Source organism: Rhodococcus sp. NPDC055024 (assembly GCF_053608585.1).
In genome coordinates this window covers 139084-152469 of sequence record NZ_JBSGVT010000010.1, presented here as the reverse complement: position 1 = coordinate 152469, position 13386 = coordinate 139084, and the positions used below count along the sequence as shown (strand labels likewise).

The 13386-nt window shown below is 61.7% G+C and carries 22 protein-coding genes and 2 tRNA genes; 19 read left to right on the top strand and 5 right to left on the bottom strand.

The window, feature by feature from the left end; all coding sequences use genetic code 11:
• Nucleotides 1–71 precede the first annotated feature (71 nt).
• Nucleotides 72–1991, top strand: coding sequence for a DNA primase (dnaG, locus tag ACWF6P_RS21320; RefSeq protein ID WP_283304208.1), 1920 nt, complete (start codon nt 72–74; stop codon nt 1989–1991).
• Between the two features lies 1 nt (nt 1992).
• Here the strand turns inward: dnaG and ACWF6P_RS21315 are convergent, their stop codons facing one another.
• Nucleotides 1993–2244, bottom strand: coding sequence for a hypothetical protein (locus ACWF6P_RS21315; protein WP_094273802.1), 252 nt, complete (start codon nt 2242–2244; stop codon nt 1993–1995).
• 136 nt (nt 2245–2380) lie between these two features.
• On the opposite strand from ACWF6P_RS21315, the gene ACWF6P_RS21310 reads away from it, so the two are divergent.
• Nucleotides 2381–2453 (top strand) — tRNA-Asn (locus tag ACWF6P_RS21310).
• Between the two features lie 96 nt (nt 2454–2549).
• Here the strand turns inward: ACWF6P_RS21310 and ACWF6P_RS21305 are convergent.
• Together ACWF6P_RS21305 and ACWF6P_RS21300 are read right to left on the bottom strand one after the other, a co-directional pair.
• Nucleotides 2550–2717, bottom strand: coding sequence for an HAD-IA family hydrolase (locus ACWF6P_RS21305; RefSeq protein WP_452622373.1), 168 nt, complete (start codon nt 2715–2717; stop codon nt 2550–2552).
• A gap of 73 nt (nt 2718–2790) precedes the next feature.
• The gene (locus ACWF6P_RS21300) at nt 2791–2988 is read right to left on the bottom strand and encodes a hypothetical protein (protein ID WP_003941659.1); all 198 of its coding nucleotides are present in this window, start codon (nt 2986–2988) and stop codon (nt 2791–2793) included.
• 178 nt (nt 2989–3166) lie between these two features.
• Between ACWF6P_RS21300 and ACWF6P_RS21295 the strand changes: the two genes are divergently transcribed.
• A tRNA-Ile gene (locus ACWF6P_RS21295) sits at nt 3167–3240 on the top strand.
• 45 nt (nt 3241–3285) lie between these two features.
• On the opposite strand, the gene ACWF6P_RS21290 is transcribed toward ACWF6P_RS21295, so the two are convergent.
• Complete coding sequence (locus tag ACWF6P_RS21290; protein ID WP_452622372.1) at nt 3286–4347, bottom strand: site-specific integrase; 1062 nt, start codon at nt 4345–4347, stop codon at nt 3286–3288.
• Nucleotides 4348–4447: 100 nt separating this feature from the next.
• A complete protein-coding gene (locus ACWF6P_RS21285) occupies nt 4448–5083 on the bottom strand; it encodes a hypothetical protein (RefSeq protein ID WP_452622371.1) in 636 nt (211 codons plus the stop codon).
• A gap of 19 nt (nt 5084–5102) precedes the next feature.
• Here ACWF6P_RS21285 and ACWF6P_RS21280 point away from each other — a divergent pair, with 19 nt between their 5' ends.
• The 16 genes from ACWF6P_RS21280 to ACWF6P_RS21205 all read left to right on the top strand — a co-directional run bounded on the left by ACWF6P_RS21280 (nt 5103) and on the right by ACWF6P_RS21205 (nt 13252).
• Complete coding sequence (locus ACWF6P_RS21280; protein ID WP_452622370.1) at nt 5103–5420, top strand: helix-turn-helix transcriptional regulator; 318 nt, start codon at nt 5103–5105, stop codon at nt 5418–5420.
• 104 nt (nt 5421–5524) lie between these two features.
• Nucleotides 5525–5974 carry a hypothetical protein gene (locus ACWF6P_RS21275; RefSeq protein WP_452622369.1) on the top strand — a complete coding sequence of 150 codons (450 nt, stop codon included), beginning with the start codon at nt 5525–5527 and terminating at the stop codon, nt 5972–5974.
• Nucleotides 5971–6198 carry a hypothetical protein gene (locus tag ACWF6P_RS21270; protein ID WP_452622368.1) on the top strand — a complete coding sequence of 76 codons (228 nt, stop codon included), beginning with the start codon at nt 5971–5973 and terminating at the stop codon, nt 6196–6198. Before ACWF6P_RS21275 ends, ACWF6P_RS21270 begins: the two co-directional genes overlap by 4 nt.
• A gap of 254 nt (nt 6199–6452) precedes the next feature.
• Nucleotides 6453–6707, top strand: a complete 255-nt coding sequence (locus tag ACWF6P_RS21265; protein WP_452622367.1) for a hypothetical protein — start codon at nt 6453–6455, stop codon at nt 6705–6707.
• Nucleotides 6707–7423 (top strand): bifunctional DNA primase/polymerase, encoded by a 717-nt coding sequence (locus tag ACWF6P_RS21260; RefSeq protein WP_452622366.1) that lies wholly within the window; start codon nt 6707–6709, stop codon nt 7421–7423. Before ACWF6P_RS21265 ends, ACWF6P_RS21260 begins: the two co-directional genes overlap by 1 nt.
• 38 nt (nt 7424–7461) lie before the next feature.
• Complete coding sequence (locus tag ACWF6P_RS21255) at nt 7462–8745, top strand: AAA family ATPase (protein ID WP_452622365.1); 1284 nt, start codon at nt 7462–7464, stop codon at nt 8743–8745.
• Nucleotides 8742–9023 carry a WhiB family transcriptional regulator gene (locus ACWF6P_RS21250; protein ID WP_452622364.1) on the top strand — a complete coding sequence of 94 codons (282 nt, stop codon included), beginning with the start codon at nt 8742–8744 and terminating at the stop codon, nt 9021–9023. Before ACWF6P_RS21255 ends, ACWF6P_RS21250 begins: the two co-directional genes overlap by 4 nt.
• Nucleotides 9020–9478 carry a hypothetical protein gene (locus ACWF6P_RS21245; RefSeq protein WP_452622363.1) on the top strand — a complete coding sequence of 153 codons (459 nt, stop codon included), beginning with the start codon at nt 9020–9022 and terminating at the stop codon, nt 9476–9478. Before ACWF6P_RS21250 ends, ACWF6P_RS21245 begins: the two co-directional genes overlap by 4 nt.
• A 2-nt stretch (nt 9479–9480) precedes the next feature.
• Nucleotides 9481–9831 (top strand): hypothetical protein, encoded by a 351-nt coding sequence (locus ACWF6P_RS21240; protein WP_452622362.1) that lies wholly within the window; start codon nt 9481–9483, stop codon nt 9829–9831.
• The gene (locus ACWF6P_RS21235; protein ID WP_452622361.1) at nt 9828–10043 is read left to right on the top strand and encodes a hypothetical protein; all 216 of its coding nucleotides are present in this window, start codon (nt 9828–9830) and stop codon (nt 10041–10043) included. The genes ACWF6P_RS21240 and ACWF6P_RS21235 overlap by 4 nt, the downstream gene beginning before the upstream one ends.
• 55 nt (nt 10044–10098) lie before the next feature.
• Nucleotides 10099–10476 (top strand): hypothetical protein, encoded by a 378-nt coding sequence (locus tag ACWF6P_RS21230; RefSeq protein WP_452622360.1) that lies wholly within the window; start codon nt 10099–10101, stop codon nt 10474–10476.
• Nucleotides 10473–10631, top strand: a complete 159-nt coding sequence (locus tag ACWF6P_RS21225; RefSeq protein ID WP_452622359.1) for a hypothetical protein — start codon at nt 10473–10475, stop codon at nt 10629–10631. Before ACWF6P_RS21230 ends, ACWF6P_RS21225 begins: the two co-directional genes overlap by 4 nt.
• Nucleotides 10631–11575 (top strand): hypothetical protein, encoded by a 945-nt coding sequence (locus ACWF6P_RS21220; protein WP_452622358.1) that lies wholly within the window; start codon nt 10631–10633, stop codon nt 11573–11575. Before ACWF6P_RS21225 ends, ACWF6P_RS21220 begins: the two co-directional genes overlap by 1 nt.
• A gap of 624 nt (nt 11576–12199) precedes the next feature.
• On the top strand, nt 12200–12478 hold the full coding sequence (locus ACWF6P_RS21215) for an HNH endonuclease (RefSeq protein WP_452622357.1): 279 nt from the start codon (nt 12200–12202) through the stop codon (nt 12476–12478).
• Between the two features lie 112 nt (nt 12479–12590).
• Nucleotides 12591–12992, top strand: coding sequence for a hypothetical protein (locus tag ACWF6P_RS21210; protein WP_452622356.1), 402 nt, complete (start codon nt 12591–12593; stop codon nt 12990–12992).
• Complete coding sequence (locus ACWF6P_RS21205; protein ID WP_452622355.1) at nt 12992–13252, top strand: hypothetical protein; 261 nt, start codon at nt 12992–12994, stop codon at nt 13250–13252. The genes ACWF6P_RS21210 and ACWF6P_RS21205 overlap by 1 nt, the downstream gene beginning before the upstream one ends.
• Nucleotides 13253–13386 lie beyond the last annotated feature (134 nt).

Genomic DNA, 13386 nt, shown 5'->3' with positions numbered 1-13386 from the left:
GCTGCGGTGCAGAGTCGGCCATCAACATATCGTTGTCAGGAGGTGTCGGGGGACCGCCTAGACTGATGTACGTGGCGGGCCGAATTTCTGACAGAGACATCGCGGCCATTCGCGAACGCACTCGCATCGAGGACATCGTCGGTGAATACGTTTCACTCAAGCGTGCCGGTGGCGATTCGATCAAGGGTTTGTGTCCCTTCCACGACGAGAAGTCACCGTCGTTTCACGTACGACCCAACCACGGCCTCTACCACTGCTTCGGCTGCGGTGAGGGTGGTGACGTGTACTCGTTCCTGCAGAAGATGGACCACATCAGCTTCGTCGAGGCCGTCGAGCAGTTGGCGGATCGCCTCAGCTACACGATTTCGTACGAGGGCGGCGGACCGTCCGTTCAGCGCGATCGCGGCACCCGTGCACGCTTGATTGCGGCGAACGCGGCGGCTCAGGAGTTCTACGCCGCCCGACTGCGCGAACCCGATGCTCAGGCGGCTCGCGACTACCTCACCGAGAGAAACTTCGACGGGGCAGCAGCCCTGCAATTCGGCTGTGGATACGCGCCCGAAGGTTGGGACACTCTCACAAAACACTTGATGTCCAAGGGATTCGAGTTCAAGGAGCTCGAAGCAGCAGGGCTGTCCAAAGAAGGGAGGCGCGGTCCGATCGACCGGTTCCATCGCCGCCTGCTCTGGCCGATCCGCAGCGTTGCCGGTGACGTCATCGGCTTCGGCGCCCGCAAGCTCTTCGACGACGACACCATGCCGGGCAAGTACGTCAACACGCCGGAAACGATCCTCTACAAGAAGTCTCAGGTCCTGTTCGGCTTGGACCTCGCCAAGCGTGACATCGCCAAGGGGCACCAGGCTGTAGTAGTCGAGGGGTACACCGACGTCATGGCGATGCACTTGGCCGGCGTCAAGACCGCCGTTGCTTCGTGCGGAACCGCCTTCGGTGAGGAGCACCTTGCGATGCTCCGCCGACTCCTGATGGACGACAGTTACTTTCGCGGTGAGATCATCTACACCTTCGACGGTGATGCCGCGGGGCAAGCTGCTGCGATGAAGGCATTCGAAGGCGATCAGAAGATGGCCGGGCAGACCTTCGTGGCCGTCGCTCCTGACGGAATGGACCCGTGCGATCTTCGCCTCGAGTCCGGTGACGCCGCCGTTCGCGACCTTGTTGCGAGGCGTACGCCGATGTTCGAGTTCGTGGTGAAGTCGATACTCACCGAGCACGATCTCGAGACGGCTGAAGGGCGCGTCGAAGCACTGCGTCGTACGGTCCCCGTCGTTGCGCAGATCAAGGAATCAACTCTGCGCGACAGCTACGCGAACCTCCTCTGCGGATGGGTCGGTTGGGACGATCTTCCATCCGTCCGACGACGCGTGCGTGACGAAGCTCGTAAACGGGCGTCGACGCGCGGATCTTCACCGGCGCCCAAGCGTCGTCAGGTTGTCGACCCACCTGCCGCCGATGCGCTTGCCCTGCCGATCGGAATCTCGAGGCCACGGCCCAACGACCCGGGGCTGTCGACGCAGCGAGCTGTCCTCAAGGCCGCGTTGCAGCACCCTGGCGTCGCCGGCAGTGTCTTCGACTCGTTGCCACCCGAGACCTTCACCCACCCCGCCTACGTCGTGATCAGGCAGGCAATGGCAGACGCCGGCGGAACGAGCAAGGGACTCGGCGGCGCCGAGTGGATCGAAGTCGTCACCAAGGGCGTCGAAGACATGACGGTGGCCTCGGTTGTATCGGAACTGGCCGTCGAACCCATGCCCTGTGACGAAGACACGGTTCCGCGCTACATCAACGGAGTGCTCGCCCGGCTGCAGGAAGCGTGGGTTGGCGAACAGGTTGCCGACCTCAAATCCAAGCTTCAGCGCGTCTCACCGGCTGCGGCCCCGGAGGAGTACAACTCGCTGTTCGGCGATCTCGTGGCGCTGGAGCAGTATCGCCGACAGCTGCGTGAGCAGGCTGTCGGCGATCAAAGCGTCTGACCTAGCGGTTCTTCTTCAACTGGTCGTGGGGGACCAGAATCGTGGTCTCCTCGTTGAGCGGCTTCATCGGCTCGAGCTTGGGCTGAGTACTCAGTGAGTCGGCCAGCTTCTGCCGTGACGCATCCAACACCTTCTTGGTGGCCGGACTAGTGGCCACCGCCTTCGCGGCCCGGCTGATCTGCTCGTATCGTGCGCGGCCCGCTTTGGTTCCCAGGACGTACCCAGCTGCAACACCGATCAACAAACGCATCATTCCTGCTTCCCTCCAGCACCGATCGTCCTGACTCCATCCTGCCTGATGACTCGCTGGGCAGGCGATTTGGTACTTCGGTGGAGGATTCGCTACAGTTTCTCAGGCAACGCCGGAACGGGCGAAGCGAGCAAGACAATCCCCTGTAGCTCAATTGGCAGAGCTTCCGACTGTTAATCGGACGGTTGCTGGTTCGAGTCCAGCCGGGGGAGCAGCAAAGCCCCTCACCTGAGAAATCGGGTGGGGGGCTTTCTTGTATTCGTCTCCGCTAGTGCGTTTGCAGCAGACCTACCGATTGAAGTGCCGATTCAACCTGCCGCCTTGTTTGCTTGTGCACCGCGACTTCCCAGCTGTCGAGCGCCGAGGACGTTGATCGGGTTGTCGTCGACGTAGAAGGTCTGTTGAGGGCGCGCATCGAGAAACTTCAGCGCGGCCTGGAAGGCCGCAGGGTCGGGTTTGGTGGCTCCGAGCGACAAAGATATCGAAAGCCCGACGCAAGAATCTGCGTCGGGCTTTCGGTGGAACCGTCGAACTGTTCGGCCGGTGCGCTTACTTCGCTGCGCGATCCGACGGCTCGAACAGTCGGATGATGTGGCTGGGGTTGATGTAGTAGACACCGTTCGGAGAATTGAGAACGAGAGTGTCTTCGGTGAAATCGGTGACGGTGCCGTTCAGCTTGGCGCCGTCGGACATGATGATCCGGATCGTAGCCTTCGAGTTCTTGAATTCGGTCAGTGCAAGCTTCATGTGGTGATCCTGTTCCGTGGGGTGTGCACTCCTACGGTATCGGCTCATTGCGCCTGTGCCGACCAACCTTGGAAGACTCGACTCGAAAGAGTGCAACGCGTCACCGCCTGCCCGATTGTGATCCGCGTCGGATGTGCCGGTAACATTCGGATTCGCCGTGATGCAGCGCGTCACGGATGGGGCGGTAGCTCAGTCGGTTAGAGCCGTGGACTCATAATCCATTGGTCGCGGGTTCGAGCCCCGCCCGCCCCACGTTCAGGTGCCCTTTCTCGAAAGTTGAGAGAGGGCATCCATCATTTATTCATCGTTTATGGCAACGGCTTTGTCCAGCAAGTCTGCAACCTCGGAGTGCTGCCGACCGCGCGTCATGTACTTGTCTTGCGTCATTGAGACGTTCCGGTGCCCGAGGTGATCGGCACCGACTCGTGCAGATAGGCCCTCGTCGTCGATGAGTGTTGCCACCGACTTACGGAACGTGTGAGACGTGCTTTCTGCAACGCCGAGACCATCGCGCACCTTGCGCCACTGCTTCCCGAAGTTGTTCGGGTCGCGCAATGTTCCCGACGTCGACGGAAAGATCACGTCCAGGGTTCCATGGCGCGGTTGCACTGCCCGCTTCTCGAGCATGTCCAGGGCAAAGCGGGGGAGTGGAATAGTGCGTAGTCCGGCCTCGCTCTTCGTCGTGTCGAAGCGCTTGAGTCCGACACCCTTCACGCGCACCACCTTGCCCGTAATCGCCACAGTGCCCGCTTTCAGATCGACGTCCTGCCGACGGATCGCCAACAGTTCAGACCGGCGTACTCCCGTCGCAATCAGCAGCGTGATTGGGTCCACCAGATCGTTCGACTGGCAGTATTCCGACTCACCGAGTGATATCAGGAGGGCGCCGAGCTGGCCAGCCTCGAGCGCCTTCGCGCCTTTTGGGGGATTCTTCGCGCGAATGGGCGACACGTCGTTTGCAGGATTTGAGTCGAGCGCACCAACGAGGACCGCCATGCCCAGCGCGCCGCGCAGGATCGTCTTTGCCTGACGTGCCATCGTCGGGCCGTGCTGCTTCGACATTGCTCTCAGTGCGGTATCGATTCGGCCGGCGGTTGCTTCACGTACGCGTACGCCGCCGATCTTCTTGTTGAGCTTGTCCATGGCGAATTCGTATGTCGATATCGTGTTCGCAGCTCGACCCTCTTCGTCGAGCCTGGTCAAGTAGAGCTTGCACAGCGCGGAAATCAATGTGTCAGAGTTGATTTCATCTTCCGATGGTGCACGCCGGGATTCCAGTGCGTTGAGAAGTTCTTGCTCTGCATGGTTGCCGTGCTGGTCTCGTACGTCGATCGGAGTACGTCGCTCGACAACGCGCACGATGCCATCGTCGTCGCGGTACCGGCAACGTGCGAGGTACGCATCGCCGCCGAGTGGAATCCGAGCGATTTTGCCGTGCTGCCCTATGCGAAGGGGAGGTCTACCGGCCATTGTTCAGGTCTTGCTCATCGAACAGGCCTGGTTGTCGCCACTGACGGAGTAGGTCGCCGAGTCGTTCGACATATCGGTGATTGTCGCTAAGGATTCCGCGCCGCCGAGCTGTTGCGATCCACCGCGAGGCAGTGGGTCTTGGTATTGCAAACTCCCGGTGGAGTACGCCTGTGGGCTTCTGTCCAGTTGCCATGCAGAACGCATATATCTGCGCAGTTGCTTCCAGTGCTTCGGCCGTCATGCCATCCTTGGCGAAATCGCTTGGAGGCATTTGGAAGTCGGCAAGTTCTAGCTCACCTGGCCCGACTTCTCGTATCACCTTTACGAATCCCAATTCCCTCGCCGCAAGTTCGACCCACTGCGCGATTGGAACCCGTCGGAGCCCTTCGGATGTGATCTCCTTTTTAATCGATCCGGGAAACTCAACCTCGTCAGAACTGGCTGTGAATTCTGTACAGACCAGTCTGCCGTTAATCACGTCGATTGTTAATTTGGCCATGAAGTCGATCGGCTCCGGCTCCCAGTCCTCGCCGAACATGGTCAGGTCGGCGGGAGTTGAGACCCAGAATCGTTCTCCGTAGAGCGCCCAGCCACTGCTTTTTGGATCGATACCTAGCTGCGTCATGGAGCGATTCTGTCTGCTGATGACGCTTGCCGTCAATCCGTCGAACTATCTTGACGAGTTGTTGCAGTTCTCATCTAGGCGTGATAAAACATCACTGCAATACTTTGACGCACTAGTTCGACGAAAGGTCTCACAGTTGCAAACCTCAGAGGATTACTGGCTGTCTCGTCAAGAAGTGGCAGACCGTTTGAAGCTGCCAGTCAAGACACTGGCCCAGTGGGCAAGCCTGGGCAAGGGTCCGCGCTTCGCCAAGATCGGCAAGTTTGCGCGCTACAAACTCACTGACGTTGTGACCTGGGAAGATGCCCAGTTCTCGGACGCTCCGGACGCCGCCTGATGCCGTTCCTGTCCACAACGAAAAACGCCCTCGACGCGGGTGCAACCGCAATCGAGGGCAACGAAATCCACACCAACAGACCAGTGAAGGACACAGATTCACCGATGATGCTACAGAACGTCACCGACCTCGACCAGTGGAAGTCCCGCGCCGAGGCCGATATCTCGATCGACACGGGTGCGCTGATCGACGGTATCGCTGCCCGAGCACCTTGGGCAGATAGGGATTACGACATCCTCAGCCACTCGCCGTCTCTGTGTGGCGTGGCTACATCTCCGATTTCCATTCCGTTGAGTCGACACAAGGGCGTGCTCGGCAGTTCGGACTTGAAGCCCGCTCACGTCGACGTGCAGCTCGTTCAGCGCGGGCATTCCACCGAACCCACTGTCGTACTCGAGCGCTGGGAGACCACCCCCAAGATGTGCTTCACAAACATTGCAGGGTCCATCTATCGCCTCTCGCTTGACGAAGCAGTCCAGCTCGCACACACGCTCCTGCTCGCCGCCGACGTTGCACGCGGAGCCTCTAACGACGAGGGGTCGGTGTCGGCATGAATGTCACGCTCGGTAAATCCATCAGGGACAAAATCAAGCAGTCGGGCATCCCGGTTCCCGAGGTGGGTCGGATGATCGACCTGTCGGAAAAGGCTCTGCGCTCACGACTGTCCGGCAAGATTCCTTTCCTTTGCGATGAACTCGTAAGAATTGCCCTGCTTCTCGACATCTCACTGCGAGACCTGATGGCGTGCATCGACCACGACGCCGAGCGGGCGGCCTGATGACCGTCACCGAGCTGGTTCTCGCAGCATTGCTCGCTGGGCAGTCGATTGCCTGGTTGATTTCAGATTTCCGGAGGTTCCCTGACGGACGCTGACCTCTTGTTCTGCAGGCCCGGTCCAACGTATCTGCTGAACGCCGCAGGGGCGGAAGAGAACTCCCGCCCCTGCATTCCTCGAAAGAAGGCTGACCATTGCCTTACATCCATGATTCTATCCGATCTTCTCGCGCTCTCGCTGGCGCACACAAGGATCTGATGCCGCTTGCGCTGCAACGACTGTCAGGCATTCCCGAGGGTGTCGAGTTCACCGCAGCGCAGTTCCTCGAGCCGCTGCCGGGCTATGTCGACGACAACCCCTGCCGCGCGGGGGCACTGATTCGGGAATTGAACCGGCACGGCTACATCGAGTTCTACGCCTACGGGCCCCGGGCGGTACCCGGCGACTGGGATACCCCGGCGCGGGTGTGGCGCCGCACCAACAAGACCGTCTCGAAGGGAGGTGTTATCTGATGGACGCACGACTGATGCTCGATCGAGGTTTCGCTCTCGGGCCACTCGACGGGAAGAAGGCTTTCCTGCCGGGAGGGTTTCACGACTTCACCACGAACAGGGACGTTCTCAATCGCCAGGCGCGGAAGTATCCGGGTTGCAACTGGGGCGGTACCTGCGAGGGTGTGATGGTCCTCGACGAGGATCCACGCAACGGCGGTGACCTTGAATCCCTGGGCGTGCCCGCTGTTCTCGACACGCTGGTCGTGCGGACCGGATCGGGTGGCCGGCACGCGTACTTCCGTCACGGTGGGAAGATCCGCGGCAAGCTGGACGGACATGAGGGTATCGACCTCAAGACGTGGCGCACGGGGTACACGGTGATGCCCGGATCCATTCACCCGGAGACCGGGAAGCCGTACCGGATCGAACGTGACCTACCAATCGCGAACCTCCCACAAGAGCTGCTCCCTCTTGTGACGCCGCCGGTCTACAAGCCGTCGCCAGTCACCGTCAATCCGGAGCGTCGTTCGGATGGGTTGGTGCGCAAGGTTGCCGATGCCGTTGGTGGTGGCCGCAACGAAATCACGTTCTGGGCGTTGTGCCGGGCCCTGGAGCGGGGGAGCAGTGATCTTGTGCCCGAGATTCGCGACGCGGCACTGTCCACAGGTTTGACCGAGAGAGAGTTCGATACATGCCTGCGATCGGCCCAGAGAACAACAGGACGGGCTGCGTAATGGATGAGCCGGTAGGTCGCAGGGTTCGGCTCGTCCGCATGTCGGACCTCAAGGACGACGTTCCGGTGTGGGCCTGGTCCTACGAGGGCAAGGGCCGAATCCCGTTGGGCGCGCTCGCTTTGTTCGCCGGCCGCCCCGGCGCGGGAAAGTCGACGGGAGGCCGGTGGATCGCAGCCAGCGCAACCACCGGCACCCTCGCCGGACACTGGGAAGGCAAGCCGGTCAACATCGCCTACATCGCCGCCGAAGAGTCCTCGAAGTACGTCGTCAAACCAGGGCTACGCGCCGCCGGTGCGGATATGGATCGGGTGCTCATCCCGACTGTGGACATCGGCGGTGAAGAGGTCCGGTTCCTGTCCTCGCATGACATGGCCGACCTGACCGCCCTGATGCTCGAGCATGAGGTGAAGCTCGTCGTGGTGGATCCGCTGATGTCGACCATCGGATCGAAGACGGATATCAACCGCAACAACGAGGTTCGCTCGCTGGTCGAGCCGTGGGCCAAGCTCGCCGAAACGATCGACGGCGTGGTGCTCGGTATCGCCCACCTGAACAAGTCCGGCAACGGCGACGTGGTAGCGGGAATCAACGGCTCGTCAGCTTTCGGTGAGGTGGCTCGCTCGGTGTTCGGATTCGCGAAAGATCCGAACTCTGACGAGGGCGATCGGATCATGAGCCAGGAGAAGAACTCGATCGGTGAGGAAGACCTCGCGCTGACGTACCGGATCGAGTCGAAGGAAGTCGTCACCGATTCCGGCATGACCGCCGAGGTTGGCCGGTTCGTCATCATCGGCAACTCGGATCGCAGTGTCGGGGATGTTCTACGGGATGCTTCTCGACCGACCGGAGAGGCTGCCCTGTCGACCGAAGGAATCGACGCTTGGCTCGCTGCCATGTTGGTCAACGGGCCGGTGCTTGCGACCGAGATTTACACCGCAGCCGACCAAGCGGGGTTCACCAAGGACAAGGCGAAGCGGGCGAAAGTTCGCCTCAATGTCCGGGCATTCCGGCCGGAGAATCCGGGACCGTGGTGGTGGGAGAAAGCAGGGGGCACCGAGCAGTCGGAAGTTGCTACACCTGTGAACGTGCTCCCTGCTCCCTGTGAGGTCGGAGGGGGTGCAGAGGGGGGCAGGGAGCAGGGAGCAGGGTCTACGCGAGAGTTGCACCCTGGTGCCGCTGCACAGTCAGGCCAAGCCGATCACTACACCCGTGAGCTTGGCCCCGCTGCCGCAAACCAGTGCCAGAAATGCGGTGAGCCGCTCGGCGGGTCCGGCAAGTGTGTGGCGTGCATCGTCGCCGACGCGAGCGGGGTTCCGGCATGACGAAGAAAAAACTGCCACCCGCACCACAGCTACAAGCACTGTTCGATCCGCGTCTTGTCGGTGCCGCGTGCGTCGGACATCACAAACTGTTCGACCTCGAGGGAGACGGGGAGGACGCCACCGACCGACTGACCCGACATGCCCAGGCGATCACCATCTGCCGACACTGCCCGGTCATCACGCCCTGCCGCGAGGTAGCGCTCGAACATCTCGACCACATCGCCGGAATCTGGGCCGGACAGCTAACCACTGAACTTGAACGAAGGACAGCATCATGAACGCCACCCCGAATCACACTGCCGCCGATGCGCTCGCGTACGTCGTGAACATCGTCAAAGCACGGATCGACGCCGCCACCGACTCGATCGGCGGCAACATCCCGGCCGCAGGCTCCACTGCCGAGACGATCTACAACGGCAACGAGTGGGCGCTCGACTTCCTCAATGACCTCACCAAGGAAGTCCTCGCCGCCGCACGGCCTCACTTGACAGGTTCGCTCTACTCCGATGGCCGGCCGATCTGGTCGACCGTCGACATCGAAAACACCGGCAGCAGAATGACGCACTACTGGAATCCCGACCCTGACAAGGACTCTGGTCTCAGCGTCGAAAGCCTGAGGCCTGACGGACGAACCGTCATCACCTTCACGCCGCCCTCGACCGCCGAGGTCACGTTCTACCCGAACCTAGTCGCCATCGGCACTGCCGAGACTGATACCGAAAGCGAGAACTGACGATGACCGAGAGCATCAACCCCAATCGGCCGCTACCCGAGCGCGTGATGATCGTCGACGACGACGGTATGCCGTCAGCGGTGATCGACATGGACATGGTCACCAACGCCGCTGTACGCCTGATGTACGACATGGCTGCCAACAGCGGCGACGAGGGCGCCCTGTCGAAAGTCAGCGCCCAGTACCTCGATGAGGTCGGCACCGAACTGTTCGGTTACACCTGCGCCGCCGCACTCAAGATGATGACCGCGAACATTCTCGAACCAACCCTCGAAACATGCGACCGAGCAGGAATACACCTGCGCCAAGGACTTTCAGACGCCGCCCGCAACGCGAAGGACACACTGTCATGAACGCCACCAACTACATCGTCGTCAACCGCACACGCTCGAAGTCGCCGGTACGCCGCTGCACGAGACCAGCGTGCCCGGAGCTCACCCGCCACGGCTCGCAGCGCTGCCCCGACCATCGCGGAAGGAAGGGCTCACCTGGTGGCCGGCACGCGTCGGCGGGATCGAGTGCGCCGGGAGCTGGTGAACACGATTTCTTCCAGTTCGACCGATGACCCTCTACTGCTCCTCGCCGGGTGAGCGGTCGCCGGACCGCACCGAAGGGGACCGATGAACCCACCGATTCAACTTCTCGGCAACGCGATCCTGCTGCAGGGCCCCGCGCTCGACGCGCTCGACTACGCCGTCAAAGTGGCGCAACGCTCCCGTCGTCGTAACGGACTCCCGGACTCCGGAGCACTGCTGAGATTGAGTAACGCGTTCGAAAACCTGTCCGCCGCAGGACAATCGGACACCCCACCGGATTCCGTCACCGAGACTGAAGAAGTCGAAGAATGGATCACCACCGACACTGCAGCGCAACTACTCGGCTGCAGCTCTCGCCAGGCCAGGCGACTCGCCCCCGCACTCGGTGGGCGCCTGGCCGGTGGGCGGTGGCTCCTCGACCCCCACGCCGTCCGAGAACACATCGAAGGAACGAGAACATGACTGACAGGCCCGACGTCCGCGACTACCTCGCGGCATTGACCGACACCGAACTCGACAACCTCCTCACCGAGGCCCGCACCACCCCCACCGCACCCGGCACCGTATCCGCCGGCCGTGCGCTCTACACCGGCCGACCCGCAGGACGGACACACTGATGACCACTCCAACCCTGCGCGATCGTGTCCTCGGCGAAATTCCCAACTACACCGACACCAAGGCCACCCTCGATCGGATATCGGTATGGCTCAACGAATTACACAACGTGACGCCCGTGTCGAAGATGGACCTCGAACGCACCATGTCCGAAGAGGTCAAGCGTGCAGCTCTGTACGGCGAGGAACGACCCACCGGCTTCGCGCACAGACTGACCGAGAACTTCACCGCGATCGAAGACAAGAACGCCGACGTGCGACTGTTCACGACCGTCCGCACAGACCTACGAGCCGAACTCGACGCACTCTCCGATCGCGGACTCGGGTACGCGTTCCCTCGGTTGCGTAGTGAACTCGACGACGTACTCGGTGAAGTTCGCGACATCGCTCCAGCACTGGAAGGGGTCACCGGAGCCGAGGACGCGATGCGCTCAGGTGTCGCCGACCAGTGGCTCGCGCTCGACTCGCTGATCACCCGGTACGACGAGATCCGGGACGTGCATTGGCATCTGGTCGAGGTTGGATACCGTCCGCTGTTGTACGCAGCGAACCCGGAGGCGTGGCTCGAGTCCGGGCAGACCACCGACCACATCGAGACGGAACCGATCTGGCTCTACCGCCGCCGCAACGCACTGCGATTGGAACAGATTGGCGGGGCCGACACGTTGATCAGTGACCACGTCGCCTGGATCAAGTCCACACCTCGACCAGCCGAGCGCGCCCAGGGAGAGGCGCCATTGAGTATCTGGCCCGAAACCGTGACGAAGCAACAGCATCTCGTGTCCCTCGCTGTCGGCGGGAAGGTGTGGCTGCCGGACGCCGAGACCATCGTGGCCGTCTACAGCTCCGCCACCCAGGCCACCGCCACGTTCGACGACCTGGGTAGCGCGACCGGAGCGGCGAAAGCTCGACAACGGCACGCCGACCTCATCGCCGCAGCCCGATAGCCCCACCGACACAAGGGCACCCATACCGATGACCGAGCAGGCCGGACCCCAGTGGAGGGAGGAAGGGGAAGGATCCCGCCTCCCACCACTGGGCCGGTTCGACTACGACACGAACGAGCACAGCACGATCGACAGCGACAACCACTGCTGTTACGGCAGTGGTTGCAGATGCCAGTGGAATCGGCGGCCGGCACCGCGCCACGCCACTGACAACTCGACCAGGCTCACCGATCGCCGCGAGCCGCCCCCGCGTGACGCCCGGCCCGACAGGCACCGCCCGTGTCCTCGGCTATCGCGGAATCAACATGAAACCAATCGAAAACAGTTCGGCAACAACACGACAACAAGCGAGGCAACGATGACCGGGGGCGACTCGCTGCTGTCAGCGCAACAATCGCAAACGAACAACAGGAACAGAAGACAATGAAACATGTTGTGCTGCAACAGTGATGAACGATCGCCGCAACGACGAACGTGAACATGAACATGATCGTGCGAGTCCGACTGTCAACAGCGATCGTCGACGAACAACAGAAAGGCAATCGAACACCGAACCTGCCAGGGCGACGGGCAGGCACGGACCAGACGCCACCGAGCACGGTGGCCACACCAGGAGGCACACCAATGGCATGGAGCACAGACCCCGACCGATACCGAGGCGTACCGAAAGCCCTCGCCCGACGAGTGAGGGCCCGAGACCACCACCGCTGCCGCACCTGCGGAGCCCCCGGGAACCAGGTCGACCACATCGTCAACGTCAAAGCTGGCGGCACCGACGACATGAACAACCTTCAAGTCCTGTGCGCCCACCACCACGACATCAAGACCCGGCAGGAATCACTGGTCGGGAGGGCGAAGAACAGTCGCTACCGTCAACCTGAGCGCCACCCAGGACTGCTCTGACCAGCACGAACACCCTGGGGCACTGCTCCTGGGGGTACCCCCACGGGCTGGCGGTTGGCATAGCAGGTCCCTTCCCGCGCATTACGAACAATCCGTTTTTTTGGAGGACAAAATGACACCCAGAAAGCCTGTTTCGGCAGGTCGCAAGCTCCGCAGGGAGCTCGACAAGACCCTCAAAGAGGCCTCGAAAGACGGTGAAAAGTGGGAATGGGACAGCCGAGAAGTGGCATTACTGGCCCTGATCGAGTCCCAGGCGGACACCATCGAGAAACTCGACACCACCATCACCGAGGACGGTTTGACCGCCACAGGCTCGACCGGACAGACCAGACTGCACCCCGCAGTGACCGAAGTCAGACTTGCCCGCTCCGCACTGGCGAAGCTCCTCGCCCAGCTCCAGCTCCCCGAGGACGCAGCGGCCGGCGGATCCCAACTGTCGGCGAAATCCCGCCAACACCAGAAGGCCGCCGACTCACGGTGGAATCGGCAGCGCTGGCAAGCGAAGAAGTCGTGATGGCACGCGCAAAGTCTGTCGGACCTCGCACCGGCACCGAGTACGCGAGACTCCTCGAGAGGGAGCAGCGATTACATGCCAGGCACGAGGGCAGACATCCGGACTTCCCCAGATCCACCCATCTGCTCGACGCCCTGCACGCCGGACAGCCAGTGACGGTGCCAGGCTGGAAGCTCAGCCCGCAAGCAGCGCGCGGACGAGCGAGCACCATGTTTCACGTTTTCCCAGACGGTTCGGTCAAGGTTGCCGACGACGATTGACGGCCGCCGCCACTGAACTATCCGGAAATTCCGGACAGTTCGGTGGAGGGTCGGCAGTAGCGCCCACCCATCTGAACCGGTCCGGACCCCCGTTTCAAAAACGGAGCCAACCGGTCAGTAATTCTTACAGGCCG